Consider the following 25,491-nt stretch of genomic DNA (forward strand, 5'->3'; position numbering starts at 1 on the left):
TGTTCCCGGACAGGAAGCGTTCCCGGACCGGAAGTGGTCCCCGAACCAGCCACGAAAGTGGACCTTAATGCGGACCGCCCCGCTTCCTAGCGTCGGGGCATGAACGCGAACTCCTCACGCGGGGCGCTGCTCGCCGCCTTCGCCTGCCTCCTCGTCGGCGGCTCCTTCACCGCCAACAGTCTGCTGGGCGACTATCCGTACACCGGTGGCCAGTTCATCCGCTACGGCCTGGCCTGCCTGCTCCTTCTCCCCTGGCTGGGAAGGGGCGGAACCGCCGCGCTCCGGCGTCTGTCACGGCTCCATTGGCTGCGCCTCGCGCTCCTGGCCGCCGTCGGAATGGTCGGATTCAACATGGCCATCCTGGCCGCGGAACGCTCGGCGGAACCTGCCGTACCGGGTGTCTTCGTAGGATGCGCCCCGGTTGTCGTCGCCCTCCTTGTGCCGCTCCTCGAACGCCGTACTCCTCAACGCACCGTCATCCAGGGGGCGCTGTTCGTCGCCGCGGGCGCCTTCGTCGTCCAGGGGTGGGGGCGCACCGACGGTCTCGGGCTCCTCTTCTCCGTGGGCGCGCTCGCCGGGGAGGTCGGCTTCGCGGTGCTCGCGGTTCCCGTGGTGCGCCCGCTCGGACCCAGGCTGCTCGCGGCGACCGTGTGCGCGCTCGCCGCGGCGGAGTCGGCCGTCCTCGGTGGCGTCGGGGCCGTCGTCGACGGGAGCGAGTTCGTGCGGGTGCCCGACCTCACCGAAGGCGCCGCCCTGTTGTGGCAGGCGGTGATCGTCACCGTCGTCGGGTTCGTGCTCTGGTATACGGGGCTCCAGTACATCGGTGCCGAGCGCGCCACGCTCTTCTCGGGCCTCATCCCGGTCGCCGCCGCGGGCACCGCGCCCCTGGTCGGCACGGGCACGTACGGCGCCGCCCAGGCCATCGGCAGCGCCCTCGTCGGTGCCGGGGTGGCCGTGGGCTCCGGGGTGCTGCGCCGCCGCCCGTCAGCGGCAGGTGTCGAGGATGACGCGGGCGACCAGGGCCGGGTCGTCGTTCATCGGGACGTGGCCGCAGCCGGGGAGGCGCACGAGCCGCGCGCCGGGGATGGTCTGCTTGGCCCGTATCCCCTGGCGGCGCAGGAGAATCCGGTCCTGGGTGCCCCAGGCGACGGTGACCGGCAGATCCGGCACATCGTCGCGGAACAGGACGTCGCGCCCGGCCGTCAGGGTCGCGCCGAAGCCCGTGGCATGGCGCAGCGCGAGCGTCTCGGCGACGACCGCCTCCGGTGAACGGCGCCACGGGCGGGCGTAGATGGTGCTGGTGAGTGCCGTGCGCCCGGCCGCGCTCGCGGACAGCCGCTCGATCACCGGCGGCGGCAGCAGGCGCGCCCCCCGGCGCATCGCGAGCAGCGTGCCGAACGCGTACCTGCGCTCGGCGGCCGTCCAGAACCCGGCGGGCGAGAGCGCGGTGACGGAGCGCACGAGCTTCTCACGGCCCAGCTCAAGGGCGAGGAGCCCGCCCAGGGAGTTGCCCGCCACGTGCGGGCGCTCGATCTCCAGGGCGTCACATATCGCGGCGAGCACCGGGACGAAGGTCGGCAGGCCGTACGCGAGACCGTCCGGCAGTGCGGGCGACTCGCCGAAGCCCGGCAGGTCCACCGCGATCACGTCGTGCTCGGCGGCCAGGATCTCAAGGACGGGGCCCCACGCCTGCCGGTGGTGGCCGATGCCGTGCAGCAGGAGCAACGGCTCGCCCGCGCCCAGACGTTCGTAGGCGATGCGCACGGTGCGCGGTCCGCTGGGCGACTCGACGCCGAAGGACACCTCTGCGGGCATGACTGCTCCTGTCCCCGCCGTCGGACGACGGATCCTCAGATACGTTAGACACCTTGTCAGCAACAATTACCGCTCGGTAGGCCCCACTTCAAGAGGCAGGCCGCCCGTACTTGCCGGGGCCCGGCCGGAGGCGCCCGGTGTGCCGAGCGCCGCACTGTTTCCTTCTGGACAGCGGATGCCCCGTGAGCTGGGATGGAGGGGTGGCTACCGACAGCGTGACCGACCTCTTCGAAGAGCACCGCCCCGTCCTGATGGGCGTCGCCTACCGCATGCTCGGCCGGGTGGCCGACGCGGAGGACGTCGTCCAGGAAGCCTGGCTCCGCTGGTCCGCCGCCGACCACGGCCAAGTGCGCGAACCCCGCGCCTACTTGGTGCGCGTCACCACCCGTCTCGCCATCGACCGGCTGCGCCATGTGCAGTCCCGGCGCGAGGCGTACGTCGGTCCGTGGCTCCCCGAGCCCTACGTCACCGACTACGGCCCCACCGTCCCCGACACCGCCGAGCGTGCCGTGCTCGCCGACTCCGTCTCCCTGGCGGTCCTCGTCGTCCTGGAATCCCTGTCGCCCCTGGAGCGCGCGGTCTTCGTGCTGCGGGAGGCGTTCGGGTTCCCGTTCGCCGAGATCGCGCAGACGCTGGACCGCAGCGAGGCCGCGGTGCGCCAGCTCGCCGGGCGGGCCCGCAAGCACGTCGAGGCGGGCCGCCCCCGCTACGAGGTGGACCCGGCCGAGCGCCGCGATCTGACCGAGCGGTTCCTCGCGGCGGCGACCGGCGGTGACCTCGCCGGACTGATGTCGCTGCTCGCCCCGGACGTCCGCCTGGTCGGCGACAGCGGCGGCAAGGCCAAGGCCCCGCTGCGCGTCATCGAGACCGCCGACAAGGTGGGCCGCTTCCTGCACGGCGCCGCGGGCAAGGGCGCCGCCGGGGCCGAGATGGAATTCCGCTTCGCCGAACTCAACGGCGCGGAGTCCCTGCTCATCCTCGTGGACGGCAAGATCGACAGTGTCTTCCAGGTCGATGTCGTCGACGGCCGCATCCAGAGCATCTACGTCATCCGTAATCCGGACAAGCTCGTCGCGCTCGCGCGGTAGAGCCGCGACGAAAAGACGGCTGAAACCGCACAATTCCGCAGAAAGAAACCCCCACCGGCCGGTGGGGGTTTCTTTCTGCGGAATTTCGGCGCGCCTTCACGCGCGCGTGGCCGATTACGCCTGCTTGGCCGCGTGCGAACACCGCGTGAATGCTCTGTGGCATCACTCCTGTGCGGGCTGTAACGGATCGAGGATTGGTCTTGACCAAGGGTGGGTGCAGGCCTATGGTCGCAGGGATAGTGCAGGAACCTTTAATAAACAAGGGCGCTAAAAAGCCGCCGGTGAACGGCGATTGCGGAGGACAGGGTGGGGACCACGCAGCTCGAAACGGTGCCGGAGCCGAAGTACTGGCATCTGAAGACCGTGCTCAGTGAGGCGCTCGACTCCGAGTTCGCCGTCGGGGAGATCCTGCCCAACGAGCGCGAACTGGCCGCCCGCTTCGGCGTCGCCCGCGCCACCCTGCGCCAAGCACTCGAGCAGCTCGAACTGGAAGGCCGGCTGCAGCGCCGCCGCGGCGTCGGCACGACCGTGGCCCCGCCGCGGATGGGCGTGGCCGTCGGCTCCGCGCACGGCACGTGGCCGGGCGCGGTCGGCGATGCCTGGCAGCCCGCGGACTGCGCACCGGCGCTTCCGCCCGTGGGCGTCGCCCGCATCCTGGGGATCCACTCCGACGACCAGGTCCACACCGTGCGCCGCACCCGCGTCTCGCAGGGCCAGCCCGTCGCCACCGAACTGCTGTACGTCCCGATGTCGTCCGTCGCCGAACTGACCGGCATGGACGCCCCCTCGGGTGCCGCACGCGCGCGTGTGGTCCTGCGCGAGCTGGCGCGGCTCGATTTGGAGGGGCAGGACAGGGCCGTCGAGCTGGGCTCGGCCCGCGCGGACGACGCCAAGGCGCTGGACCGGCTCCCGGGAGCCCCGGTGCTGGTCGTGACGACCCGCTTCTTCGCCGAGGGCCACACGGCCGCGGTCTCCGTGGCGACCTACCGCGCGGACACCTGCCGGCTCACCTTCGGCGACTCCGGCGGCGTGGAGATCCACCACGGTCCGGAGCGGCACGCTTCCTGACGCCCTCCTCCGGAAGCCGCCCGTGCGGAGTTTTTCCTCCGTGCGGAGCCTTTCCGGGACAGACACGCGACCGCGCCCGGCCCACGACGTGCCGGGCGCGTTGCTGTCCGCGACGCCCTCAAGCCCACCGCCCGCCGCGCACTCCCGCGCCGCGCCCCTCACCGACGGGCGGTGACCGTGCCCTCCACGGCGAACAGCTGCTCCTCGACGTGGTCGAGCGCCAGCCGCAGCGCTCCCGTCGCCACCGCCGCCTCGCCGAGCACCGAGAGCGCGACGCGGGGCGGCCGCAGGCAGTAGCGCGCCAGCTCCCGGTGGAGCGGTTCCAGTACGCCGTCGAGGCCCGCCGCCCAGCCGCCCACGACGACCAGCTCGGGATCGAGGGCGAGCACCAGGGCCGCCACATCGTGCACCAGACGCTGGATGAAACGGTCCACCGCCGCCCGCGCCCGCTCGTCGCCCTCCCGCGCGTGTGCGAAGACCTCGGCGACCGCCTGCTCGTCCAGGGGGTGCAGCGGCTCGCCCGTGGTGGAGAGCAGCGTCTCCGGAGTGACCTCACGGCCCAGCAGGTGCAGCGCCCCGATCTCGCCCGCCGCGCCGCCGTAGCCGCGGTGCAGCCGCCCACCGATCAGCGACCCGGCACCCGGGCTCAGCCCCGCGAGGACGAAGACCACGTCGTCGGTGTCGGTCGCCGCGCCCTTCCAGTGCTCGGCCACGGCCGCCGCGTTGGCGTCGTTCTCCACGAGCACCGGGCACTTGAAGGAGCGGCGCAGCCGCTCGCCCAGCTGGAGCCCCGTCCACTCGGGCAGCGCCGTGCTCAGCCGTACCGTGCCGTCCGCCTCCAGGATGCCCGGGCTGCCCACCCCGACCGCGCGCAGCGAGCTGCGGGCCACCCCCGCGCGGCGCAGCAGGTCGGCGACCGTGGTGCGCAGGCGTTCGAGCCGTTCGTCCGCCGGGGCCTCCTCGCCGACGTCCTTGGACGCCGTACCGAGGACCGTGCCGTCCAGGTCCGAGAGGACGGCCGCCACCCGGTGCGGCCCGACCTCAAGGCCCAGCAGATGTCCTGCCTCCGCCCGGAAGCGGAACTTCCGGGCGGGCCGTCCCTGGCGCCGGGCGCCGGTGTCCTCGGGCGCGGACTCCACCACGAGCCCGGCCTCGATGAGCCCCTCGACGACCCCCTCGACGGTGGGCCGGGAGAGCCCGGTCACTCGGGTGATCTCCGTGAGGGTCGCCAAGTCCGTGGCGCGCAGCGCGTGCAGCACCACCGCGGAGTTGATCCGCCGCAACAGAGAGGGGTCCCCGCCGGTCAGCTGCCCCAACGTCCTTCCTCCCAGCTCGTGCGCGTGATGGCCGGATCGTACTCGTAGGACGGGGCAGCGGCGAGGTCCGGGCCCGCATTCACCCTGCGTACAGCCGTCATCCGGGCGAGACGGGACCGGATCGCCGAGCGGGTCCGCCCGGCTGTGGCCGGTCACGGTGACCGGTATCCGGCCAGCGTAGATCACGCCGCTTGCGGAACTCGCCGGGCCGCCGCCCGACTCGCGCTGTGTCCACGGCGCATGACCCGTTGTCAGTGGTGCCCGCTTTACTGGATGTCATGAGTACCGCACAGCATCTCGCCGTGATCGACCTGCTGCGCTCGCGGGAGTTCCCCGCCGAGCACGGCAGGTCGGAGTGCGGCTCCGAGGGTCCCGGGTACCACATCGCCGAGTTACTGACGAGCGACACCTTCTGGGAGGACGACGGCACGCTCTGGCACCTCACCGAGGAGCAGTACGAGGCCGAGCGCGACGGCCTGACCGTCCTTCTCACCGAGCGCTGGGGGCCGCCCCAGAGGTTCAGCCTGGCAAGCCTCTTCGAGCGCACCATGGACGCGGCGCTGGGGGAGGGGGACGAGGAGGAGGCCGAGGAGATACCGGAGCCGTGGGCCCAGCTCAGCGCGTCCGTGCCGGACCTGCACCTGTGGCACGTGGACGGCCGCTGGATAGCCCTCGGCGTCGCCCAGTGGGACAAGGGGCTGCCCTTCCAACTCCTCGCCCTGGTCACCGCGATCGACCCGCCCTAAGTCGCGGACGGAACCGGACCGTCACCCTCGAAAAGGCCGTCACCCTCGAAGAAGCGGTCCACATCCGCCTGCGTCACCTGCTCAAGCGCGGCGGGCGACCAGCGCGGCCTGCGGTCCTTGTCGACGACCTGCGCCCTGATCCCCTCGACAAGGTCCGGCGAGCCGAGCGCGGCACACGACACGCGGTACTCCTGGTCGAGCACGGCCTCCAGGGACGGCAGTTCACGCGCCCGGCGCAGCGCGGCGAGCGTGACCTTCAGGGAGGTCGGGGACTTCGTCAGGATCGTCTCGGCCGTCTCCTTCGCGCGCCGGTCGCCGCAGGCGTGCAGCCGGTCCACGATCTCCTCGACGGTGTCGGCGGCGTAGCAGTGGTCGATCCACTCGCGGTGCGCGGCGAGTTCCCCCTCGGGTGCCGGACGCGCGTACCGCCGTACGGCGTCGGAGGCCTCCGTGTCGGCGAGGGCCGAGGTGAACTCCGCCAGGCGCTCCGAGGGCACGTAGTGGTCGGCGAGGCCGCACAGCAGCGCGTCGCCCGCACCCACCGCGGTGCCGGTCAGCGCGAGGTGCGTGCCGAGCAGGCCCGGGGCGCGCGTCAGCAGATAGGTGCCGCCCACATCGGGCACGAAGCCGATGCCGGTCTCCGGCATCGCGACCCGGGAGCGTTCGGTGACCACCCGCACGCCGCCGTGCGCCGACAGGCCCACGCCGCCGCCCATCACGATGCCGTCCATGACGGCGACGTACGGCTTCGGGAAGCGGGCGATGCGGGCGTTGAGGCGGTACTCGTCGTACCAGAACGCGGCCGACGCGGCCCCGCCGCCCGCCCTGACGTCGTCGTGGATGGAGCGGATGTCGCCGCCCGCGCACAGCCCGCGCTCCCCGGCGCCCGTGAGGACGACCGTCGTCACCGACTCGTCGTCCTGCCAGGCGCTCAGGGCGTCGCCCAGCATCCGGACCATGGCGTGGTTCAGGGCGTTGAGGGCACGCGGCCGGTTCAGGACGAGGTGCCCGGCGCGGCCCTCGCGGCGGAGCAGGACGGGAGCGTCGTCGGGGGAGGCGTTCATGGTGCGGGTGGCTCTGTTCACTTGAGGCGCGGTGCGAAGGAGACCGTAACCCCCGGGTCAGGCCGGGGGCGCGTGGGGGCCGCTGCCCTGGAACGCGTCCAGGATCCGCTCGGCGGCCGAGGTGGCCGTCAACGTACCCTCCCGCACACGCTGTTCCAGCTCCGGCGCCACACGCTGGACGTCCGCATGGCCGAGGAGCCGGCCGAGCAGTTCGTCCCGCACCATCGCCCATGTCCAGTCGACCTGCTGGTCGCGGCGCTTGGCCGCGAGACGGCCGGTGGAGTCGAGGAGCGTGCGGTGCTGCTCGATCCGCTCCCAGAGCGTGTCGAGACCGCTGGACTCCCGGGCGCTGCAGGTGAGCACCGGAGGGGTCCACGCGGCGTCGGCGGGATGCATCAGGCGCAGCGCGCCCGCCAGTTCGCGCGCGGCCGAGCGGGCGTCCCGCTCGTGCGGGCCGTCCGCCTTGTTCACGGCGATCACGTCCGCCAGCTCCAGGACGCCCTTCTTGATGCCCTGGAGCTGGTCGCCCGTGCGGGCGAGGGTCAGCAGGAGGAACGTGTCGACCATGTTCGCGACCGTCGTCTCCGACTGCCCGACGCCCACGGTCTCCACGAGCACCACGTCGTACCCCGCCGCCTCCATCACCACGATCGACTCCCGGGTCGCCTTGGCGACCCCGCCGAGCGTCCCGGCGGACGGAGACGGCCGTACGAACGCGGCCGGATCCAGCGAAAGCCGCTCCATGCGGGTCTTGTCGCCCAGGATGGAGCCGCCCGTGCGCGTCGACGACGGGTCGACGGCGAGGACGGCGACCCGGTGGCCGAGGGAGGTGAGCATCGTGCCGAGCGCGTCGATGAACGTGGACTTGCCCACGCCCGGCACCCCGCTGATGCCGACCCGCCGCGCCCGCCCGCTGTGCGGAAGCAGCTCGGTCAGCAACTGCTGCGCCAGGGCGCGGTGCTGCGGCCGGGTGGACTCGACGAGGGTGATGGCGCGCGCGACATACGCGCGCTTCCCGTCGAGAACACCCTTCACATACGTGTCGATGTCGATCGTCACAGCCATGAGTCGGCGCTCACCGGCTCACAGGTCGTGGCCGAGATCGGCCGCCAGCCGGTTCACCAGGTCGTAGGCCGCGTCCGGGATCACCGTGCCCGGCGGGAAGACGGCCGTGGCGCCCGCCTCGTGCAGCGCCTCGACGTCCTGCGGCGGAATCACCCCGCCCACGACGATCATGATGTCCTCGCGGCCCTCCGCGGCCAGCTCCTCGCGCAGCGCCGGTACGAGGGTCAGGTGCCCGGCGGCGAGCGAGGAGACGCCCACGATGTGCACGTCCGCCTCGACAGCCTGGCGGGCGACCTCCGCGGGGGTCTGGAAGAGCGGGCCGACGTCCACGTCGAAGCCCAGGTCGGCGAAGGCGCTCGCGATCACCTTCTGGCCCCGGTCGTGCCCGTCCTGGCCCATCTTGGCGACCAGGATGCGCGGGCGGCGCCCCTCGGCCTCGTCGAACTTGTCCACCAGCGCGCGCGTGCGCTCCACGGACGGGGACTGGCCTGCTTCGGTGCGGTACACACCGGAGATCGTACGGATCTGGCCCGCGTGCCGCCCGTACACGCTCTCCAACGCGTCGGAGATCTCACCGACCGTCGCCTTCGCGCGTGCCGCGTCGACCGCGAGCGCGAGCAGATTGCCCTCGAGGCCCTGGCCCGCGCCGCGCTCGGCCGCCGCGGTGAGCGCGCGCAGCGCGTCCTGGCAGGCCGCGTCGTCGCGCTCCTCGCGCAGGCGCCGCAGCTTGTCGATCTGCTGGGCGCGCACCGAGGAGTTGTCGACGGCCCGCACGTCGATGTGCTCGTCGGTGTCGACCCGGTACTTGTTGACGCCGATGACGGGCTGCCGGCCCGAGTCGATGCGGGCCTGCGTGCGCGCGGCGGCCTCCTCCACGCGCAGCTTGGGGATGCCGGCGTCGATGGCCTGCGCCATGCCGCCCGCCGCCTCGACCTCCTCGATGTGCTGCCAGGCACGGCGAGCCAGGTCGTACGTCAGCTTCTCGACGTACGCGCTGCCGCCCCACGGGTCGATCGTGCGCGTCGTCCCCGACTCCTGCTGGATGAGCAGCTGGGTGTTGCGGGCGATACGGGCGGAGAAGTCGGTCGGCAGGGCGAGCGCCTCGTCGAGGGCGTTCGTGTGCAGGGACTGGGTGTGGCCCTGCGTCGCGGCCATCGCCTCGACGCACGTACGCGTGACGTTGTTGAACACGTCCTGCGCGGTCAGCGACCAGCCCGAGGTCTGCGAATGGGTGCGCAGGGAGAGCGACTTGGCGTTCTTCGGATCGAACTGCTTGACCAGCTTCGCCCACAGCAGGCGCGCCGCGCGGAGCTTGGCGACCTCCATGAAGAAGTTCATGCCGATCGCCCAGAAGAACGACAGCCGGGGCGCGAACGCGTCGACGTCCAGACCCGCCTCCTGCCCGGCCCGCAGATACTCCACACCGTCGGCCAGCGTGTACGCCAGCTCCAGGTCGGCGGTGGCCCCCGCCTCCTGGATGTGATAGCCGGAAATGGAGATGGAGTTGTAGCGCGGCATCTTCTGCGAGGTGTACGCGAAGATGTCGGAGATGATCCGCATCGAGGGCTTCGGCGGATAGATGTAGGTGTTGCGGACCATGAACTCTTTGAGAATGTCGTTCTGAATGGTCCCGGCCAACTTCTCCGGCGGCACGCCCTGTTCCTCGGCCGCCACGATGTACAGCGCGAGTACGGGCAGCACTGCGCCGTTCATCGTCATCGACACCGTCATCTTGTCCAGCGGAATGCCGTCGAAGAGCTGACGCATGTCATAGATGGAGTCGATCGCCACGCCCGCCATGCCGACATCGCCGGTGACGCGCGGATGGTCGCTGTCGTAACCGCGGTGCGTCGGCAGGTCGAAGGCGACCGAGAGGCCCTTCTGACCGGCCGCGAGATTACGCCGGTAGAAGGCGTTGGACTCCTCGGCGGTGGAGAAACCCGCGTACTGCCGGATCGTCCAGGGCTGGTTCACGTACATCGTCGGATAGGGCCCGCGCAGATACGGGGCGACACCGGGATAGGTGTCCAGGAAGTCCAGGCCCTCCAGGTCGGCGCCCGTGTACAGCGGCTTGACCGCGATGCCCTCGGGCGTCTCCCACAGCAGGTCGCTCTCGGACCTGCCCGTGGACTCCTTCACCGCGGTGCGCCACTGCTCGTGCGAGCCCTCCGCTGCCGCGCCGGGACCGAGATCGACGGAGGAGAAATCGGGGATGCGCATTACGCCACTCCCATACGGTCGAGGGTGGAGGAGAGCACGGCAACGGCGTCGCAACCGGCGAAGACAGAGGAGTCGACGCCGTCGTACTCGCCGCGGCCCGCGAGGAACACCTGCTCCGCGCCCGCCTCCTTGAGCGCCCGGGCGACCGCCTCGGCCTGCTCGGCGTAGAGGGCGTCGCTGGAGCACAGGCACGCCACCGGGGCGCCGCTCGCCTTGAAGGCGTCGGCGGCCGTCGCCGCGTCCACGGTGGCCGGTTCGTGCACGGCCTCGATGCCGCCCGCCTGGAAGAGGTTCGCGGCGAAGGTGGCACGCGCCGTGTGCGCGGCGGCGGGGCCGAGCGCGGCGAGGAAGACCTTGGGGCGGGCGCCGGTCGACGCCAGGTGCGCGTCCGAGCGGGCACGCAGCTCTTCGTACGCCTCGTCGCGGCGCACCCGGGGCAGCCCTCCGGCGGGCACGGCCGGTGCGGCCTCGCGTTCCACGGGGCGCTCCGCCAGATGGGGGAACTCGCTGACACCGGTGATCGGTTCGCGGCGCCGGGCGAGCTTCGTGCTGCGCTCGGCCCAGGTGGCGGCGAGCCGTTCGCCGACCATCCCCGAGCGCAGGGCGGCGGCCTGGCCGCCGGCCCGCTCGATCTCCTGGAAGAACTCCCAGCCCGCGTGGGCGAGTTCGTCGGTGAGCCGCTCCACGTACCACGAGCCGCCCGCCGGGTCGATCACCCGGGCCAGGTGGGACTCCTCGATCAGGATCGTGGAGGTGTTGCGGGCGATGCGGCGTGCGAACGCGTCCGGCAGACCCAGCGAGTGGTCGAACGGAAGTACGGTGACGGCGTCGGCACCGCCGACACCCGCGCCGAGACACGCCACCGTCGTGCGCAGCATGTTCACCCACGGGTCGCGGCGGGTCATCATCACCGGCGACGTGACGGCGTGCTGCCGCTGCGCGCCCGCGCCGGGCGCCCCGCATACCTCGGCCACACGCGCCCAAAGGCGGCGTGCCGCACGGAGTTTGGCGATGGTCAGGAACTGGTCGGCGGTCGCCGCGTAGCGAAACTCCAGCTGCGCGCAGGCCCCTTCGACCGTCAGGCCCGCCGAGGTCAGCTCCCGCAGATAGGCGACGCCCGTGGCGAGGGAGGCGCCGAGTTCCTGCGCGGCAGAGCCGCCCGCCTCGTGGTACGGCAGCGCGTCCACGGCGAGGGCCCGCAGCCCCGGATACTCCCGGTCGCACAGCCGGGCGAGCTCGACGGCCTCCGCCGGGTCCAACGCCTCGCCGGACCGGGCCTCGTGGCCGAGCACGTCCGCGCCGAGCGTGCCGCGCGCGGACTCCTTGGGGACGCCCGCGGTCTCGTACAGACGGAGCAACGCGCCCGCCGCGGGACCGAATTCGGCGCCCGCGTCGAGCGCGATCGGGGCGAGGTCCAGATAGACACCGTCCAGCGTCCGCGCGAGACCGGACACCGGTACGCCGTTCGCGCCCACGCCCAGCCACAGCGAGGTGACGCCGTTCTCCAGGTCACCGAGGACGGCTTCGTTCGCACGGGCGGGATCGGCGCTCGCGTGCCGCTGCCGTACGTCCCAGCCCGCGGCGGCGCTGCCGCCGGGAGTGCCGCCCCGTACGAAGGGGGCGAAGCCGGGGTGGCCGACAGCGGGCGCGGCGTCGCGCGCGGTGTACAGGGGGCGGGTGGTGAGCCCGTCCTCGAGAGCGGTGGACAGTGCTTCCTCGGCGGCCGTGCCCGATACGTCCTTACCCGACTTGCGCAGCACGCCTTCCACCAGGCGGTGCCACTGCTCATGGGTCGCATCAGGGAACTCGGCGGCCAGGGAAAGCCCGTCGTCAGGCAGGACCGTCATGCCCTGATGCTAGGGCGCAACCCCTGGCACACGGTGTCATCAGGGCCTGTGACCTTGCCCTCTTCTTGCCGCTCTTGATCTCGAACGGGTGGACGGCTAGGCGTGCCCCGGGCTCAGGAAGGGCACGCACCGGTAGACGGCGTAGGCGGAAGGCGCGCCAGAATCGCGTCAGGGAGAGACGGCGACGCGTCAACGTCGCGTCACCGAGGCTCGGTTGGCACTGCGTGCCGGGCATAACGTCTCCATAGGCGCCACCTTCTCTCTCCCACTCCCCAACCGGAGGAACCCCCCCATGGCAGAGCTTCGTTGCGGCGAGGACCCCGAACCCTGTGAACCCGGCCCGGCCGGGCAGCTGTTCGTCCCCGTCCGGCCGGGACCCGCGGGCTGCGTGGCCCGCCTGTTCCGCACACCCGTCGGCGAGCGCACCGCCGTCGCCTTCACCAGCCGGGGCCGCCTGAGCGCGGCCCTCGGCGCCGGGCAGCCGTGGATCAGGCTCTCGGAACCGGCACTGCGTGCCCTTGCCGTGCCGCTCGGCGTCAGCGGCATCACCGTCGACCCCCGGCTCGCCGCCCACCCCGTGGGCCACGCGCCCGTCCGGCCCGGCGAGCGGCGGGCCGACGTCCGGCGCGACCGGGCCCCGCAGACACCTGGCGCACCGCGCGCGACCGGCACGGCCGCCCTCGTGGGCGCGCCGACCCCGTGGACCGGCTGAGGACGAGGCGAAGAGAGAAAGCTGCCATGACCACTCTGCACGTACCCCCGTTCCCGGCGCCCGCCGCCCGTACGCCGTCCCCGGCCTACGAGACCGGCACCGGCACCCCGCGCGACGGGGCCGACACCAGCACCAGCCCCGGTACCGGCACCCCGCGCGACGGGGCCCTGTCCGTCTGGCCCGGGTCCACCACGCCGCTCGCCCACGGTGACCTCGCCGTCGGCGGTGTGCCGCTCACCGAGGTCGCCGAGCGCTTCGGCACCCCCGCCTACCTCCTCGACGAAGGTGACGTACGCGCCCGCTGCCGCGGCTACCTGCACGCCTTCAAGGACGCCGAGGTCCTCTACGCCGCCAAGGCGTTCCTGTGCCGGGCGATGGCGCACTGGATCGACGAGGAGGGCCTTGGCCTCGACGTCTGCTCGGCCGGGGAGCTGGAGCTGGCCGTCACCACGGGCTTCCCCGCCGAGCGCATCGTGCTGCACGGCAACGCCAAGAGCCCCGACGATCTGCGGGCCGCGCTCCGGCTCGGCGTCGGCCGCATCGTCATCGACAGCGCGTCGGAGATCGCGCGCCTGGCCGCTGCCGTGCCGCCGGGCAGCCGCCAGAAGGTGATGGTCCGGGTGGTGCCGGGCATCGCGGCGGGCGCCCACGCCAAGATCCGTACGGGCACGGACGACCAGAAGTTCGGCCTCTCCCTCACGGACGGCTCGGCACAGCACGCCATCACCCGCATCCTGGGCCAGCCCACCCTCGACCTGGTGGGCCTGCACTGCCACCTGGGCTCACAGATCACCGCGGAGAAGCCCTTCCTGTGCGCGGTGCGCCGCCTGGTCGGGCTCATGGCACGGATCAAGGACCAGCACGGGGTCACCCTCCCGGAACTGGACCTCGGCGGCGGGCACGGCATCGCGTACCGCCCCGGCGAGGACGCCCTCGACATCGCCTCGCTCGCCCCCAAGGTCCGTGCCGAACTGGCCGAGAGCTGCGCGGCGGCGGGCCTGCCCGTGCCGCGGCTCATCGTGGAGCCCGGCCGGGCGATCGCCGGTCCCGCCGGGGTGGCGCTCTACCGGATCCTCGCGGTCAAGCGGACCGGCGAGCGGATCTTCGTCGCGGTGGACGGCGGCATGAGCGACAACCCGCGGCCGGCCCTGTACGGGGTGCGGTACGCGCCGCGCCTCGTCGGCCGGCGCTCCACCACCGCGCCCGAGCCGATGACGGTGGTGGGCAGGCACTGCGAGGCGGGCGACGTCCTCGCCTCGGACGTGCCGCTCCCCGGCGACGTACGCCCGGGTGACCTGCTCGCCGTGCCGGTGGCCGGGGCGTACCACCTGTCGATGGCGTCCGGGTACAACCTCGTGGGCCGGCCGCCCGTCGTCGCGGTGGCCGACGGACACGCCAGGCTGCTGGTGCGCCGCGAGTCCCTTGAGGACTTCCGCAGCAGGGACGTGGGCCTGTAGCCCTGACGCGGGGCTGTAGCTCTACGGAGAACGCCGCGGCCCCGGGGCGCCATGCCCCGGGGCCGCGGCGTGCGACACGAGCCTCAGAGAATGGCGCCCGGCGTGTACGCCGCGGCCTCCGGGTGCTCCTTGAGAAGCGCCTCGATCTGCGCGACGACCGTGGCGACCTGGGCGCTCGCCGCCCCCGTGAAGGAGAGCTTGTCGGCCATCAGCTCGTCGAGCTGCGCGCGGTCGAGCGGGATGCGGGAGTCCGCCGCGAGCTTGTCGAGCAGTTCGTTGCGCTCGGCGCCCTGCTCGCGCATGGCGAGCGCGGAGGCGACCGCGTTCTCCTTGATCGCCTCGTGGGCCTCCTCACGGCCGACGCCCGCGCGCACCGAGGCCATCAGGACCTTGGTGGTGGCGAGGAAGGGGAGGTAGCGGTCCAGCTCGCGCGCGACGACCGCCGGGAAGGCGCCGAACTCGTCGAGCACGGTCAGGAAGGTCTCCAGGAGGCCGTCGAGCGCGAAGAACGCGTCGGGCAGCGCGACCCGGCGCACGACCGAGCAGGAGACGTCGCCCTCGTTCCACTGGTCGCCCGCCAGCTCTCCGGTCATCGAGGCGTAGCCGCGCAGGATGACGGTGAGGCCGTTGACGCGCTCGCAGGAGCGGGTGTTCATCTTGTGCGGCATCGCGGACGAGCCGACCTGGCCCGGCTTGAAGCCCTCGGTGACCAGCTCGTGCCCGGCCATCAGCCGGATCGTCCTGGCGAGCGAGGACGGCGCGGAGGCGACCTGCACCAGCGCGGTGACGACCTCGTAGTCGAGGGAGCGCGGGTAGACCTGGCCGACCGAGGTGAACGCGCGGTCGAAGCCGAGGTGCCCGGCGATCCGGTCCTCCAGCTCGGTGAGCTTGTCCGCGTCGCCGCCGAGCAGGTCGAGCATGTCCTGGGCGGTGCCGACCGGGCCCTTGATGCCGCGCAGCGGATAGCGGCCGAGGAGGTCGTCGAGGCGGCGGTAGGCGACGAGGAGTTCGTCGGCGCCGGTCGCGAAGCGCTTGCCGAGCGTCGTCGCCTGCGCGGCCACGTTGTGTGAGCGGCCCGCCATGACCAGCTCGGCGTACTCACCGGCGAGCTTGCCGAGCCGGGCGAGGACCGCGACGGTACGGGAGCGGATCAGCTCCAGGGAGAGCCTGATCTGCAGCTGCTCGACGTTCTCGGTGAGGTCGCGCGAGGTCATGCCCTTGTGTACGTGCTCGTGCCCGGCGAGGGCGTTGAACTCCTCGATACGGGCCTTCACGTCGTGGCGCGTGACCTTCTCGCGCTCGGCGATGGAGGCCAGGTCGACCTGGTCGAGGACGCGCTCGTAGTCGGCGATGGCGGCGTCCGGGACCTCGATCCCGAGGTCCTTCTGCGCGCGCAGCACGGCGAGCCAGAGCTGACGCTCCAGCTTCACCTTCTGCTCGGGCGACCAGAGGGTGGCGAGCTCGGCGGAGGCATAACGTCCTGCGAGGACGTTCGGGATACGGGGCTTTGCAGGCGCGGCAGTCACGTAAACGGATTCTACTGGGCGTTCATGCAGGCCAGCGCCACGGCCCTGTTCGTCGGAAGCTACGAGAGGGGCATGTCCTAGGGGAGCGGGCCGTCGTAGGGCAGCAGTTCGGGCCGCTTGGGCGGGCGGCCGTCACCGGAGGAGCGGCCGGTCAGGCGGCGCCCGATCCACGGCACCAGGTGCTGGCGGGCGAACCGGGCGTCGGCGACGCGGCGGGCGGCCCACCTGAGGGGCGCGGACTCGGAGAGCGGGGTCTGCCAGTCCTCCTCCGGCGCGTGGCCGAGCGCCTGCCACACGGCCTCGGCCACCCTGCGGTGCCCCTCGGCCGTGAGGTGCAGCCGGTCCACGTCCCACATGCGCTGGTCCCCGAGGACGGACGCGCCGTAGAGATCCACGACCAGCGCGCCGTGCCGGGAGGCCAGGTCGTCTATGTGGACGAAAAGCTCCTCCATGCGCGGACGGAACCGCTCCATCACGGGGCCGTTCCGCCCCGGGCTGCGCATCAGGACGAGCTGTTTGCAGGAGGGGGCGAGGCGTTCCACGGCCTCTTCGAGGAGGTCGCGTACGCGCTGCATGTCGCACTTGGGCCGCAAGGTGTCGTTGAGCCCGCCCACCAGGGTGACCACGTCGGCCTGCATCGCGGCCGCCACGTCCACCTGTTCGGCGACGATCTGCCCGATGAGCTTGCCGCGCACCGCGAGGTTCGCGTAGCGGAAGCCGGGCGTGTGCGCCGCCATCCGCGCGGCCAGGAGGTCGGCCCAGCCGCGGTAGGTGCCGTCGGGCAGCAGATCCGACATGCCCTCGGTGAAGGAGTCGCCGAGCGCGACAAGACTGGTGTAGTTGGCATTCATCTCCATGGCGAAGCGATGGTATCCCGCCGGAGGGTCAGGTCACCGGGCACCACCACCGCCATGCCCGGGCCCCGGCGGGTTACCTCACACCCGCTGCCCGAACAGCTCGCGCAGCACGTCCTCCATGGTGACCATGCCCGCGAGCCTGCCGTCGGAGCCGAGCACCGCCGCCACGTGCGTACGGCTGCCCCGCATCGCGGTCAGCACGTCGTCGAGCGGTGTCGTCTCGCGCACCTGGGCGATCTTCCGCATGTCCGGCACCCGGAACGGCAGATCGCGCGGCGCCCGGTCCAGGGCGTCCTTGACGTGCAGATAGCCGACGATGCGACGGCCCTCGTCGACGACCGGGAAGCGGGAGAACCCCGACTCGGCGGAGAGGCTTTCCAACTGCTCCGGAGTGACGCCCACGCGCGCGTAGACCACGTCCTCCAGCGGCAGGACCACGTCCCTGACCGGACGGCGGCCCAGTTCGAGCGCGTCGTGCAGCCGCTCCTGCGCGCGGTCGTCGATCAGGCCCGCGTCACCGGAGTCCTTGACCATGCGGGCCAGGTCGTCGTCGGAGAAGCTCGCCGAGACCTCGTCCTTCGCCTCGACCCGCAGCAGCTTCAGCAGACCGTTGGCGAACGCGTTGACCGCGAAGATCACCGGGCGCAGCGCCCGCGCCAGCGCCACCAGCGGCGGACCGAGCAGCAGCGCGGTGCGCACCGGCTCGGCGAGCGCGATGTTCTTGGGGATCATCTCGCCGAGCAGCATGTGCAGATACGTCGCGAGGGTCAGCGCGATGACGAAGGAGATGGGGTGCACCAGACCGTGCGGCACCCCGACCCCGTCGAACGCGGGCTCCAGGAGATGCGCGATCGCGGGCTCCGCGACGACACCGAGGATGAGCGTGCACAGCGTGATGCCCAGCTGCGCGGCCGCCATCAGCGCGGACACGTGCTTGAGACCCCACAGCACGCTCTCGGCGCGCCGGTCGCCCTCGTCGGCGTGGGGTTCGATCTGGCTGCGGCGTACGGAGATGAGGGCGAACTCGGCGCCCACGAAGAAGCCGTTGACGACGAGCGTCGCGAAACCGATCAGCAACTGGATGGCGATCATCGGGCGTCCTCCGCCTTGTCCGGGGTCAACGGGGCATGCAGCAGGACGCGCGCGGCGCGCCGCCCGGCGGCGTCCGTCACGTCGAGCCGCCAGCCGCCGACCTCGACGCTGTCGCCGACGGCCGGGATGCGGCCGAGTTCGGTGGCGACGAGTCCGGCAAGCGTCTCGTAGGGCCCGTCGGGGGCGCGCAGGCCGACCCGCTCGAGCTGGTCGGTACGGGCAGCGCCGTCGGCGGAGTAGAGCGCCCTGCCGTCGTCGTCGGCGCCCGCGTGGGCGATGTCGGGCGTCTCGTGCGGGTCGTGCTCGTCCCGCACCTCGCCGACGACCTCCTCGACGATGTCCTCCAGGGTGGCGACCCCGGCCGTGCCGCCGTACTCGTCGATGACCACGGCCATCGTGCGCTTGCCCGAGAGCCGGTCAAGGAGCCGGTCGACGGTCAGCGACTCCGGGACGAGCAGGGGTTCCCGCATCAGTTCGGCGACGGGCACGCGTGCGCGGCGCTCGGCCGGTACGGCGAGTACGTCCTTGATGTGGGCGACGCCGACCACCGAGTCGAGATTGCCGCGGTAGACGGGGAAGCGGGAAAGCCCCGTGGCGCGCGTCGCGTTCGCCACGTCCTCGCAGGTCGCGTGGGCGTCGAGGGCCATCACCTGGACGCGCGGCGTCATCACGTTCTCCGCGCTGAGGTCGGCGAGGTTCAGCGTGCGCACGAACAGCTCGGCGGTGTCCGCCTCCAGCGCGCCCTCCTTGGCGGAGTGCCGGGCCAGGGCGATGAGTTCCTTGGGGCCGCGCGCGGAGGCCAGCTCCTCGGTGGGCTCGATGCCGAAGCGGCGCACCGAACGGTTCGCCGTGTTGTTCAGATGGGCGATGAACGGCCGGAACGCGGCGCTGAACAGCCGCTGCGGCGTCGCCACCCGCTTGGCGATGGTGAGAGGGGAGGAGATCGCCCAGTTCTTAGGGACCAGCTCGCCGATGACCATCAAGAAGACCGTCGAGAGCGCCGTACCGATGACCAGGGCCACCGAGGACGCCGCCGAGCGGGGCAGGCCGACGTCGCGCAGCGGGCCCGCGATCAGCTTGGCGATCGAGGGCTCGGAGAGCATGCCGACCACGAGGTTGGTGACGGTGATGCCGAGCTGGGCGCCGGAGAGCTGGAAGGTGAGGTTCTTGACGGCCTTGAGGGCGCCGGCGGCGCCGCGCTCGCCGCGCTCGGCCGCCCGTTCCAGCTCGCTGCGCTCGACCGTGGTGAGGGAGAACTCCGCCGCGACGAAGACACCGCACATCACGCAGAGCAGCACCGCCACGAGGAGCAGGAGCACTTCGGTCATCGGGTCACCTCCGTCCCATGATCGGGCAGGGGCGGGAGGAATGCGCGATGTCGGGTACTAGGAGGCTCGCCCATGGGCGGACGCTCACACCTTTCAGTCGGATACGAGTGGTGCGTCCATGGTAAAGGATCAGCAAAACCACTCCGGAACTCCCCTGGAGCAAGGTCCGGACTCACTCCGTGAGGTGCTTCACCCAGCGGCTCCACTGCGGTTCGGGGGCGTAGCCCGCCGCGCGCCAGGTGTGGTGGGCGAGGTCATTGCGGTCCAGGACCATCGCGTCGCCGCGCCGCCCGCCCAGGCGTACGAAGCGCTCCTCCGCGGCGGCCAGCAGCGCCGACCCCACACCCCGGCGCCGGTGCTCGGGGTGGACGGCGAGGCGGTACAGGTGGCAGCGCCAGCCGTCGAAGCCCGCGATGACCGTGCCCGCCAGCTCCCCGCCGCGCTCGGCGAGGATCAGCGCCTCGGGGTCGCGGGAGACCAGGCGCTCCACTCCCGTGCTGTCGTCGCTGATGCTCGTGCCCTCGGCGGCCACCTTCCAGAAGGCGAGCACCGCGTCCAGGTCCTTGGGCACGGCGGCCCGAATCCGGAGATCGTCCATGGATCCATCTCATCACCGGCCCGGGCCGTGCCGCAGACGCTTTCCAGGATGCGGACAGGGCGGGGTCCACCGACCGGCGGACCCGGCCCGTCACTCGTGCGCGATGGCCTCCAGCACGTTCATCCGGGACGCGCGCAGCGCGGGCAGCAGCGCCGCGGCCAGGCCCACGACCACCGAGCCGATCACCACCGCGACGATCGTCGCCCACGGGAACGCCAGGTCCTTCATGCCCTGGAGCGCGAGCACCTGCTGCACGGCGACACCCCAGACCAGACCGAGCGCAAGCCCCAGCACCGCCCCGAACACCGCGATCACCACCGACTCCAGGCGGATCATCCTGCGCAGCTGGCGCCGCCCGAGACCGATGGCGCGCAGCAGTCCGATCTCCCGGGTGCGCTCCACGACCGACAGCGCCAGGGTGTTGACCACCCCGAGCACCGCGATGACGATCGCGAGCCCCAGCAGCGCGTAGACGAGGTAGAGCATCACGGCGATCTGCTGGCGGATCAGCTCCTTGTAGTCGGCCTGGTCGCGCACCTGCACCTGCGGATACGGATCGAGCGTCTTCTCCAGGCGGGCGCGCAGGGCGTCCGCGTCCGTGCCGGGGGCCGCGTTGACGTACACGGCCGAGTCCTGCCCGTCCGGCACGTACTTCTCGACCGTGTCGAGCCCGAGGAAGAGCCCGCCCTCGAGGGCGAACCCCTCGGGCGAGGCCTGGTCGGTGAACGCCCCCACCGTCAGCTTCGCCGTACGCCCACCGGGGAACGTCACCGGCAGCACGTCACCGACGCGCACCTCGTGCTCGGCCGCGAACTCCTTGTCCATGCCGATGCGCCCCGGCGCGAGCGCGGCACGCGAACCGCCCTCGGCGAACTTGACGTTGGCGACCTCGTCGAGCCGCGTGTCGTACCCCGCCGCGGTCGTCTCCACCTTCTCGCCGTCGGGCAGCGCCACCTTCAGGGGGCTGAAGCGCTGGCGTACGACGAGGCCCGCGCCCTCGGTCTCCTCGACCTTCCCGGTGATCTCCGGGGAGAACGGCGTGAAGTTGCTGTTCTGCACGACGAAGTCGGCGCCCAGCGTCTCGTCGATCTGCCGATCGAACGACTTGGTCATCGACGCGCTCGCCACCGAGAGGCCACCGACCAGCGCGAGCCCCACCATCAGCGCGGCCGCCGTCGCGCCCGTGCGGCGCGGGTTGCGCAGCGCGTTGCGCTGGCTCATCCGGCCGACCGAGCCGAAGAGCGCGGGGAACGCGCCGCCGAGCACCCGGATCACCGGGCGCACCAGGAGCGGCCCCGCGATGACGGTGGCGACGAGGGTGAGGACGATGCCGAGCCCGAGCAGGGAGGCCGCCGACGAGGTCTCGTCGGCGACCGCGCAGCCCACCAGCGCGGCCGCCCCGGCCACCGCGACGACGGACCCCGCCACCGCCCGCACCTTGAGCGGCCGCCCCACCCCGGCGATCTCCGCGTCCGCGAGCGCCGCCATGGGCGAGACGTGCGCGGCCCGGCGCGCGGGGAGGTACGCCGCGACGAAGGTGACGCCGACCCCGACGACGTACGAGGAGAGGGGGGTCACCCAGGTGACGACCATCTCCGTCGACTTGAGGTTCATCCCGAACGTGCCCATCAGCGCGATGAGGCCGAGGGCGAGCCCTATGCCGGCGGCGAGCCCCAGCGTCGAGCCGACCAGACCGAGCAGCAGCGCCTCGATCAGCACCGAGCGGCGCACCTGCCTGCGGTCGGCGCCGAGCGCGCGCAGCAGGCCCAGCTCGCGGGTGCGCTGCGCGACCAGCATCGAGAACGTGTTGACGATCAGGAAGATGCCCACGAGCACGGCGACACCGGCGAAGCCGAGCATCACGTACTTGATGACGTCCAGGAAGCCGCCGAGCGAGGACGCGGCGGACTCGGCCTGTTCATCGGCGGTCTGCAGGTCGTAGCCACCGCCCACTGCGGCGGCGATCCGGCGCTTCAGCACGCCGTCGTCCACGCCCTTCTCCGCGGTCACCGAGATGCTCGACGCCACGTCCGCCGAGCCGAGGAGCTTGCGCTGGGCGGTCGGGGTGTCCAGGAAGACGAGGGCGGCGCCGGGGTTCGTGGTGGTGAAGGTGGCGATGCCGACGATCTCCACCTTGAACGAGCCGGGGCGGGCGAGGACGGTGAGGGTGTCGCCGATCTCCACGTTCTTCGCGTCGGCCGTGTCCGCGTCGAGCATCGCCTGCCCCGCGCCGCGCGGGGCGTGGCCCGAGGTGAGCTCCACGGGGCTGCGGTCGGTGACGTACCAGTTGGTGGCGATGGTCGGCGCGCCGGTCGTGGGCCCCACCGATTCGTTGTCGCGGTCGACGACGGTGACGTTCTCGACGGAGGCGTCGACATGGGCGTCCGCGACACCCTCGACCCGCGCCACCTTCTCCTTGAGGCTCTCGGGCAGGGTCGGCGTCCGCCCGGAGGGCACCGACTCGTCGAGGTCCTCCTCCGGCGCGACCAGCACATCGGCCGAGGTGGAGGCGAACAGGCGGTCGAAGGTGCGGGTCACCGTGTCCGAGAAGATCAGGCTGCCCGCGACGAACGCGACCGAGAGGATGACGGCGAGGGCGGACAGGACGAGCCTGCCCTTGTGCGCGAGGAAGCTCCTGAGTGTCGCCTTCAGCACCGTGGCCCCCGCCTCAGCTCTGCTCGGACGCGCTGTCGGTGGGCGGTTGCCCGCTGTGCGCACCGCGGGCGGTGTCGTGGCCGCCCCGCGAGCCGGGTGGTGGGCCGCTCGCCACCGCGTGCAGGGTGTCGAACCGCTTCATGCGTTCGAGGACCGCGTCCGCCGTCGGGCGCTCCATGTCGTCCACGATCCGCCCGTCACCGAGGAAGAGGACCAGGTCGGAGTGGGCGGCGGCGCCGGGGTCGTGGGTCACCATGACGACGGTCTGGCCGAGCTGGTCGACCGCGTCGCGCAGGAAGCCGAGGACTTCGAGGCCGGCCCGCGAGTCGAGGTTGCCCGTCGGCTCGTCGGCGAAGATCAGCTCCGGCTTCGACGCCAGCGCCCGCGCACAGGCCACCCGCTGCTGCTGCCCTCCGGAGAGCTGCGCGGGGCGGTGCGTCAACCGGTCCCGCAGCCCCAGCGTGTCGATCACGTGTTCAAGCCAGGCCTCGTCGGGCCGCTGCCCCGCGATGTCCATCGGGAGCGTCATGTTCTCCCGCGCGCTGAGCGTGGGGATGAGGTTGAACGACTGGAACATGAAGCCGACGCGGTCGCGCCGCAGCCGCGTCAGCTCCCGCTCCTTGAGACCGGTGATCTCCGTGTCGCCGAGCCACACCTGGCCCGCCGAGACGTTGTCGAGCCCGGCGAGGCAGTGCATCAGCGTGGACTTCCCCGAACCCGAAGGGCCCATGACGGCCGTGAACCGCTCGCGCGCGATGTCCACGTCGACCGAGTCGAGGGCGAGCACGGTCGTCTCGCCCGAACCGTACGCCTTGGTCAGGCCGCGGGCGCGCGCGGCGGTCCCGGCGGCTCCGGAGCGGCCGGTGAACGGTGCCGAAGCAGGTGTGGACAAGGCCGCCTCCTGGGTTGTGCCCGTGTCAACTCCCTTGACTGCGCCGAGAGTAGTGGTGGGGACCGGCGCTGCGGTATCCCTCCGAAGTCGGGCCCCGTAGACGTATGTAAGGGACATGACTTTCTGGCCCTTGTCGCGCTAGCACCCCGGCGCTAGCTTGAAGGCATGGCGAAGACGCAGCTGAACGTGCGGGTGGACGAGGACACCGCCCGGGCCGCGCGGGAGCGCGCGCTGGCCCGAGGCATGAGTGTGAACCGCTACATAGAGGAACTTGTGAGACAGGACGCGGGCGAAGTCGGGCATACGTTCGTCGAGGCGGCCGCCGACTTCATGAAGCAGTACGAGAGCGTGTTCGCCGAGGAGTTCGGGACGGACCGCGAGGGAAGCCGCCCGGTCCGCGAGGCCCCCCGCCTCGTGCACACCGTGCAGGACGCCGCGCGGCCGCTCGGTGAAGGTCGTCGTTGAGCCGTTGAACCTCAGAATCGATCTTGCCTGGCTCCTGATGATCGCCGAACACAAGACCCCCGGAGACCCCCAGGTCACCGACTGGGGCGCGCTCGTCGCCGCCCTCAGCCGGCACGAGGCGGAGATATTCGGCGTGCCCGTCTACGAAACGCCGCACGACAAGGCCGCGGCGCTCCTGCAACTGCTGCTCCACATCCCCGCGCTGGAACGCTCGAACGCGCTCTTCGCCTGCTCCGTCGCCTACGCCTACCTCGTCTCCAGCGGCCTGAAGGTCGTCACCTCGCCCGAGCAGGTGCGTGACCTGGCCCGCCTGGCGAAGGAGGAGGGCGCGAGCGTGCACGCGATCGCGGAGCGGTTGCGCCAGTGGAGCCTTTGAACCCTCGAGCCCTTTGAGCCCCTTGTGCCCTAGAGCACTAGAGCACTTTGGGCCACGGCCGGGCGATGAGTTGTCACCTCGAGAACAGTCAGAGAGGACAGTCACGCCCGTCAGCAGGAGGAGAACCCCATGCCCGCCGCGATCCATCCGATCGTCGTCACCCCGGACGTCGACCGCCTCCACTCCTTCTACCGCGACCTCCTCGGAGCCGAGCCGGCCGAGCGGTATCCGCCGGACGGCGACGTCTTCTTCGTGGGCCTGCGGATCGGCGACGCGGAACTCGGCATCGTCGCCAACGCCGAGGCCGTGACCGGCACACCGGGGCGGGTGCTTCTGAGCGTGCGGGTGGACGCCGTGGACGACGTGCTCAAGCGGGTCGAGCCGCTTGGCGGGACGGTGCTGGGGGAGCCGAACGACATGCCCTGGGGCCAGCGCGTCGCACACGTCAGGGACCCGGACGGCAACGCGCTCAACCTGACCCAGCCGATCTGACCCCGGGCACGGGCGCCCGGGGCGCGACCCGAGCCCCGGGCGTCACGAGTCCCGCGGGCGGCGCGCCGTGCCCAGTACGCAGTACGAGGTGGGCAGGCGAGGCCCCTTCGCGGGCACCAGGACCCGGCGGTACGCGCCGAGTTCGAAGCCCGCCTCGCGCAGCGCCGCCAGCGGGTCCCGCGCGACGTGGCAACCCCCGAACAGCGGGGGCCACACCGTGCGGTCCAGGACGCGCTGGGTGGCGGCCATCAAGGCGCCCGGGGCCCGCCCGTGCTCGAAGAAGCGCAGCTCACCGCCGGGTCGCAGCACCCTGCGCAGCTCGCCGAGCGCCCGCCGCACATCGCGCACGCTGCACAGCACCAGCGAGGCGACGGCCGCGTCGAACGCCTCGCTCTTGACGGGCAGCGCCTCCGCGGCACCCGGCACCACGTCGACGGGGACGTCGGCGCGCAGGGCCGCGGAGACGGCGAGCCGCCGCAGGACGCGCTCCGGTTCGATCGCCACGACCTCGGAGACCGCGCCCGGGTAGTGCGCGAAGTTCAGTCCGTTGCCCGCTCCGACCTCGATGATCCGGCCGGAGAGCCCGGCGAGCAGCTCCTCGCGGTGGGCGGAGATCACGGGCTCGACGGCCACGCTCTGGCGAGCGTAGAACCGGGCGAAGACGGGGTGGTGCACGGCGTCCCGGGACGCCGGTCTGGCGGAGCGCGGTGACATGGGCCCTCCTCGGCGGGGCGAGCGGTTACCGCAATGGTGCCCCGGTGGGCCCCATTCCCCTCCCGCCCACGGCGACGGGTCCCTCGCGGGGCGTACGC

22 protein-coding genes and 1 pseudogene are annotated in these 25,491 nt (G+C 72.1%); 9 read left to right on the plus strand and 14 right to left on the minus strand.

Annotated features, from left to right (window positions below; genetic code table 11):
• Nucleotides 1-99: 99 nt before the first annotated feature.
• Nucleotides 100-507: pseudogene (locus GKQ77_RS34215) on the plus strand (EamA family transporter); the annotation flags it as partial.
• Between the two features lie 477 nt (nt 508-984).
• On the opposite strand, the gene GKQ77_RS33165 reads toward GKQ77_RS34215, so the two are convergent.
• Nucleotides 985-1,815 (minus strand): alpha/beta fold hydrolase, encoded by an 831-nt coding sequence (locus GKQ77_RS33165; RefSeq protein ID WP_258020740.1) that lies wholly within the window; start codon nt 1,813-1,815, stop codon nt 985-987.
• A gap of 200 nt (nt 1,816-2,015) precedes the next feature.
• Here GKQ77_RS33165 and GKQ77_RS02645 point away from each other — a divergent pair, with 200 nt between their 5' ends.
• A complete protein-coding gene (locus GKQ77_RS02645; protein ID WP_219686940.1) occupies nt 2,016-2,903 on the plus strand; it encodes an RNA polymerase sigma-70 factor in 888 nt (295 codons plus the stop codon).
• A gap of 306 nt (nt 2,904-3,209) precedes the next feature.
• Nucleotides 3,210-3,971, plus strand: coding sequence for a GntR family transcriptional regulator (locus GKQ77_RS02650; RefSeq protein ID WP_219686941.1), 762 nt, complete (start codon nt 3,210-3,212; stop codon nt 3,969-3,971).
• 158 nt (nt 3,972-4,129) lie between these two features.
• Here the strand turns inward: GKQ77_RS02650 and GKQ77_RS02655 are convergent, their stop codons facing one another.
• On the minus strand, nt 4,130-5,287 hold the full coding sequence (locus GKQ77_RS02655) for an ROK family transcriptional regulator (RefSeq protein ID WP_219686942.1): 1,158 nt from the start codon (nt 5,285-5,287) through the stop codon (nt 4,130-4,132).
• A 278-nt stretch (nt 5,288-5,565) separates the two neighbouring features.
• Between GKQ77_RS02655 and GKQ77_RS02660 the strand changes: the two genes are divergently transcribed.
• The gene (locus tag GKQ77_RS02660; protein ID WP_219686943.1) at nt 5,566-6,033 is read left to right on the plus strand and encodes a hypothetical protein; all 468 of its coding nucleotides are present in this window, start codon (nt 5,566-5,568) and stop codon (nt 6,031-6,033) included.
• Here GKQ77_RS02660 and GKQ77_RS02665 read toward each other — a convergent pair.
• The 4 genes from GKQ77_RS02665 to GKQ77_RS02680 are packed head-to-tail and all read right to left on the minus strand — an operon-like array spanning nt 6,030 to nt 12,229.
• Nucleotides 6,030-7,097, minus strand: coding sequence for an enoyl-CoA hydratase/isomerase family protein (locus tag GKQ77_RS02665; protein ID WP_219686961.1), 1,068 nt, complete (start codon nt 7,095-7,097; stop codon nt 6,030-6,032). The two genes, GKQ77_RS02660 and GKQ77_RS02665, sit on opposite strands and share 4 nt — an antisense overlap.
• A 57-nt stretch (nt 7,098-7,154) precedes the next feature.
• Nucleotides 7,155-8,162, minus strand: coding sequence for a methylmalonyl Co-A mutase-associated GTPase MeaB (gene meaB / locus GKQ77_RS02670; RefSeq protein ID WP_219686944.1), 1,008 nt, complete (start codon nt 8,160-8,162; stop codon nt 7,155-7,157).
• A gap of 18 nt (nt 8,163-8,180) precedes the next feature.
• On the minus strand, nt 8,181-10,382 hold the full coding sequence (scpA, locus tag GKQ77_RS02675) for a methylmalonyl-CoA mutase (RefSeq protein ID WP_219686945.1): 2,202 nt from the start codon (nt 10,380-10,382) through the stop codon (nt 8,181-8,183).
• Nucleotides 10,382-12,229 (minus strand): methylmalonyl-CoA mutase family protein, encoded by a 1,848-nt coding sequence (locus tag GKQ77_RS02680; RefSeq protein WP_219686946.1) that lies wholly within the window; start codon nt 12,227-12,229, stop codon nt 10,382-10,384. The genes scpA and GKQ77_RS02680 overlap by 1 nt, the downstream gene beginning before the upstream one ends.
• Before the next feature lie 292 nt (nt 12,230-12,521).
• Between GKQ77_RS02680 and GKQ77_RS02685 the strand changes: the two genes are divergently transcribed.
• Both GKQ77_RS02685 and lysA read left to right on the plus strand, forming a co-directional pair.
• Nucleotides 12,522-12,941, plus strand: a complete 420-nt coding sequence (locus GKQ77_RS02685) for an SAV_915 family protein (RefSeq protein WP_219686947.1) — start codon at nt 12,522-12,524, stop codon at nt 12,939-12,941.
• Nucleotides 12,942-12,967: 26 nt separating this feature from the next.
• Nucleotides 12,968-14,398: a diaminopimelate decarboxylase gene (gene lysA / locus GKQ77_RS02690; protein WP_219686948.1), complete on the plus strand. Its 1,431-nt coding sequence runs from the start codon at nt 12,968-12,970 to the stop codon at nt 14,396-14,398.
• A gap of 83 nt (nt 14,399-14,481) precedes the next feature.
• Here lysA and purB read toward each other — a convergent pair whose 3' ends face one another.
• The 7 genes from purB to GKQ77_RS02725 all read right to left on the minus strand — a co-directional run bounded on the left by purB (nt 14,482) and on the right by GKQ77_RS02725 (nt 23,346).
• On the minus strand, nt 14,482-15,924 hold the full coding sequence (purB, locus tag GKQ77_RS02695; RefSeq protein WP_219686949.1) for an adenylosuccinate lyase: 1,443 nt from the start codon (nt 15,922-15,924) through the stop codon (nt 14,482-14,484).
• Between the two features lie 77 nt (nt 15,925-16,001).
• Nucleotides 16,002-16,781 (minus strand): SGNH/GDSL hydrolase family protein, encoded by a 780-nt coding sequence (locus GKQ77_RS02700; RefSeq protein ID WP_219686950.1) that lies wholly within the window; start codon nt 16,779-16,781, stop codon nt 16,002-16,004.
• A gap of 78 nt (nt 16,782-16,859) precedes the next feature.
• Nucleotides 16,860-17,873 (minus strand): hemolysin family protein, encoded by a 1,014-nt coding sequence (locus GKQ77_RS02705; RefSeq protein WP_219686951.1) that lies wholly within the window; start codon nt 17,871-17,873, stop codon nt 16,860-16,862.
• Complete coding sequence (locus tag GKQ77_RS02710) at nt 17,870-19,201, minus strand: hemolysin family protein (RefSeq protein ID WP_219686952.1); 1,332 nt, start codon at nt 19,199-19,201, stop codon at nt 17,870-17,872. Before GKQ77_RS02710 ends, GKQ77_RS02705 begins: the two co-directional genes overlap by 4 nt.
• A gap of 172 nt (nt 19,202-19,373) precedes the next feature.
• Entirely contained in the window at nt 19,374-19,799 is a 426-nt protein-coding gene (locus GKQ77_RS02715; RefSeq protein WP_219686953.1) for a GNAT family N-acetyltransferase, read from the minus strand.
• A gap of 90 nt (nt 19,800-19,889) precedes the next feature.
• Nucleotides 19,890-22,454, minus strand: a complete 2,565-nt coding sequence (locus tag GKQ77_RS02720) for an ABC transporter permease (protein ID WP_219686954.1) — start codon at nt 22,452-22,454, stop codon at nt 19,890-19,892.
• Nucleotides 22,455-22,467: 13 nt separating this feature from the next.
• Nucleotides 22,468-23,346, minus strand: coding sequence for an ABC transporter ATP-binding protein (locus tag GKQ77_RS02725; protein WP_258020742.1), 879 nt, complete (start codon nt 23,344-23,346; stop codon nt 22,468-22,470).
• 165 nt (nt 23,347-23,511) lie between these two features.
• Between GKQ77_RS02725 and GKQ77_RS02730 the strand changes: the two genes are divergently transcribed.
• The 3 genes from GKQ77_RS02730 (at nt 23,512) to GKQ77_RS02740 (ending at nt 24,679) form a co-directional block, all read left to right on the plus strand.
• Nucleotides 23,512-23,811, plus strand: a complete 300-nt coding sequence (locus GKQ77_RS02730) for an antitoxin (RefSeq protein ID WP_219686955.1) — start codon at nt 23,512-23,514, stop codon at nt 23,809-23,811.
• A gap of 4 nt (nt 23,812-23,815) precedes the next feature.
• The gene (locus tag GKQ77_RS02735; RefSeq protein WP_219686956.1) at nt 23,816-24,187 is read left to right on the plus strand and encodes a fic family toxin-antitoxin system, toxin component; all 372 of its coding nucleotides are present in this window, start codon (nt 23,816-23,818) and stop codon (nt 24,185-24,187) included.
• 129 nt (nt 24,188-24,316) lie between these two features.
• Nucleotides 24,317-24,679, plus strand: coding sequence for a VOC family protein (locus tag GKQ77_RS02740; protein WP_219686957.1), 363 nt, complete (start codon nt 24,317-24,319; stop codon nt 24,677-24,679).
• Nucleotides 24,680-24,721: 42 nt separating this feature from the next.
• On the opposite strand, the gene GKQ77_RS02745 is transcribed toward GKQ77_RS02740, so the two are convergent.
• The gene (locus GKQ77_RS02745; protein WP_219686958.1) at nt 24,722-25,393 is read right to left on the minus strand and encodes a class I SAM-dependent methyltransferase; all 672 of its coding nucleotides are present in this window, start codon (nt 25,391-25,393) and stop codon (nt 24,722-24,724) included.
• Nucleotides 25,394-25,491 lie beyond the last annotated feature (98 nt).

Source organism: Streptomyces anatolicus, assembly GCF_019400875.1.
In the GTDB taxonomy this organism is placed as follows: domain Bacteria; phylum Actinomycetota; class Actinomycetes; order Streptomycetales; family Streptomycetaceae; genus Streptomyces; species Streptomyces anatolicus.

What these genes read in the sequence shown, in the direction of transcription:
- GKQ77_RS02730 (WP_219686955.1), top strand. Translation starts at nt 23,512, where the DNA reads ATGGCGAAGACGCAGCTGAACGTGCGGGTGGACGAGGACACCGCCCGG.
- GKQ77_RS02715 (WP_219686953.1), bottom strand. Translation starts at nt 19,799, where the DNA reads ATGGACGATCTCCGGATTCGGGCCGCCGTGCCCAAGGACCTGGACGCG.
- scpA (WP_219686945.1), bottom strand. Translation starts at nt 10,382, where the DNA reads ATGCGCATCCCCGATTTCTCCTCCGTCGATCTCGGTCCCGGCGCGGCA.
- GKQ77_RS02705 (WP_219686951.1), bottom strand. Translation starts at nt 17,873, where the DNA reads ATGATCGCCATCCAGTTGCTGATCGGTTTCGCGACGCTCGTCGTCAAC.
- GKQ77_RS02680 (WP_219686946.1), bottom strand. Translation starts at nt 12,229, where the DNA reads ATGACGGTCCTGCCTGACGACGGGCTTTCCCTGGCCGCCGAGTTCCCT.
- GKQ77_RS02710 (WP_219686952.1), bottom strand. Translation starts at nt 19,201, where the DNA reads ATGACCGAAGTGCTCCTGCTCCTCGTGGCGGTGCTGCTCTGCGTGATG.
- GKQ77_RS02740 (WP_219686957.1), top strand. Translation starts at nt 24,317, where the DNA reads ATGCCCGCCGCGATCCATCCGATCGTCGTCACCCCGGACGTCGACCGC.
- GKQ77_RS02660 (WP_219686943.1), top strand. Translation starts at nt 5,566, where the DNA reads ATGAGTACCGCACAGCATCTCGCCGTGATCGACCTGCTGCGCTCGCGG.
- GKQ77_RS02700 (WP_219686950.1), bottom strand. Translation starts at nt 16,781, where the DNA reads ATGGAGATGAATGCCAACTACACCAGTCTTGTCGCGCTCGGCGACTCC.
- GKQ77_RS02745 (WP_219686958.1), bottom strand. Translation starts at nt 25,393, where the DNA reads ATGTCACCGCGCTCCGCCAGACCGGCGTCCCGGGACGCCGTGCACCAC.
- GKQ77_RS33165 (WP_258020740.1), bottom strand. Translation starts at nt 1,815, where the DNA reads ATGCCCGCAGAGGTGTCCTTCGGCGTCGAGTCGCCCAGCGGACCGCGC.
- lysA (WP_219686948.1), top strand. Translation starts at nt 12,968, where the DNA reads ATGACCACTCTGCACGTACCCCCGTTCCCGGCGCCCGCCGCCCGTACG.
- GKQ77_RS02665 (WP_219686961.1), bottom strand. Translation starts at nt 7,097, where the DNA reads ATGAACGCCTCCCCCGACGACGCTCCCGTCCTGCTCCGCCGCGAGGGC.
- meaB (WP_219686944.1), bottom strand. Translation starts at nt 8,162, where the DNA reads ATGGCTGTGACGATCGACATCGACACGTATGTGAAGGGTGTTCTCGAC.
- GKQ77_RS02685 (WP_219686947.1), top strand. Translation starts at nt 12,522, where the DNA reads ATGGCAGAGCTTCGTTGCGGCGAGGACCCCGAACCCTGTGAACCCGGC.